Genomic DNA, 1,583 nt, shown 5'->3' on the forward strand with positions numbered 1-1,583 from the left:
GGGCGCGCTGCTGCATGGCGGCCGCCTGGTGGTGGTGCCGCAGCCGACCGCGCGCAGCCCGCAGGAGTTCTACCGGCTGCTGTGCGAGCAGGGCGTGACGGTGCTGAACCAGACGCCGAGCGCGTTCCGCGCCCTGGTGGCCGCCCAGGTGGACGAGAGTGGGGCGGACGAGAGCGGGACGCACGGCCTGCGCTGGGTGGTGTTCGGGGGCGAGGCGCTGGAGCCGGCGATGCTGGCGCCGTGGTACCGCGACGCGCGCAACCGGGCGACGCGCCTGGTCAACATGTACGGGATCACCGAGACGACCGTGCACGTGACGTTCCGGGAGATGGAGGCGGCGGACGCGGAGCGGGCGGGGGCGAGCCCGATCGGGCGGCCGCTGGGGGACCTGCGGCTCTACCTGCTGGACGGGTCGGGCGAGCCGGTGCCGGTCGGGGTCGCGGGGGAGATCCATGTCGGCGGCGCGGGTGTGGCGCGGGGCTACCTGAACCGGCCGGGGCTGACATCGGAGCGGTTCGTGGCGAGCCCGTTCGTGGAGGGCGACCGGCTGTACCGGTCGGGCGACTTGGCGCGGTGGCGGGCGGACGGCAGCCTTGAGTTCCTGGGGCGCAACGACTTCCAGGTGAAGGTGCGGGGTTTCCGGATCGAGCTGGGCGAGATCGAGGCCCGGCTGTCGGGCTGTCCCGGCGTGCGCGAGGCAGTGGTGGTGGCGCGCGAGGACCGTCTGGCCGCCTACTACACCACGGCGGCCGGGGCGCAGCCCGGGGCGGAGGTGCTGCGGGCGCATCTGGGATCGGCGCTGCCGGACTACATGGTGCCGGCGGCCTATGTGCGGCTCGACGCGCTGCCGCTGACGGCGAACGGCAAGCTCGACCGCAAGGCGCTGCCCGCCCCCGACGACGACGCCTACGGCACGCGCAGCCGCGTCGCCCCCCGGACGCCGATCGAGGAGGAGGTGGCCCGGATCTGGGCCGAGCTTCTCGGCGTGGACGAGGTCGGCGTCACCGACGACTTCTTCCAGCTCGGCGGGCATTCGCTTCTGGCCACCCGCGTGGTGTCCCGCATCCAGGACAGCCTCGGCGCCGACCTGCCGCTCCGGGTCCTGTTCGACAGGCCGACGGTCGAAGGGATCGTCGAGCACATCTTCGCCGAGTTCGAGAGTTCCTGAATTTTGAAGAACCGGTCTTTTGCGAACGTGGGTATGGGGCTTTCCAATGCGGGATAAGAGCGTGCTGCGTGACTTGACGCCCGAACAGTTCCGGGCGCTGCGCAAGCAGTCCAGGATCACGCCCCTCGCCCACAGGGAGGAACTGCTCGCCCCATCCTTCGCGCAGCAGCGGCTGTGGTTCGTGGCCCAGGTCGAGGGCGGCAGCGAGGCGTACCACATGCCGATCGGGCTGCGGCTGCGCGGCCGGCTGGACGAGGCGGCGCTGAAGCGAGCACTCGACCGCCTGGTCGCCCGCCACGAGGCCCTGCGCACGACCTTCGTCGCGGTGGAGGGCGAGCCGTTCCAGCGCGTCGCCCCCGCCGACATCGGCTTCGACCTGCGCCGCCACGACCTGACCGGCCGCCCCGGCGCGGAG

At 72.6% G+C, this 1,583-nt stretch carries 2 protein-coding genes; both read left to right on the plus strand.

The features are described 5' to 3' along the window. On the plus strand, window positions 1–1,168 hold a 1,168-nt coding region (locus VGO20_RS23875), incomplete at its 5' end, for a non-ribosomal peptide synthetase (protein ID WP_327504899.1). A gap of 61 nt (window positions 1,169–1,229) precedes the next feature. Beyond that, the coding region (locus tag VGO20_RS23880) for a condensation domain-containing protein (RefSeq protein ID WP_327504900.1) at window positions 1,230–1,583 on the plus strand (354 nt) is incomplete at its 3' end.

Origin of the sequence: Arenibaculum sp., from assembly GCF_035998295.1 — a bacterium.
Classification (GTDB): Bacteria; Pseudomonadota; Alphaproteobacteria; order Azospirillales; family Azospirillaceae; genus DASYHS01.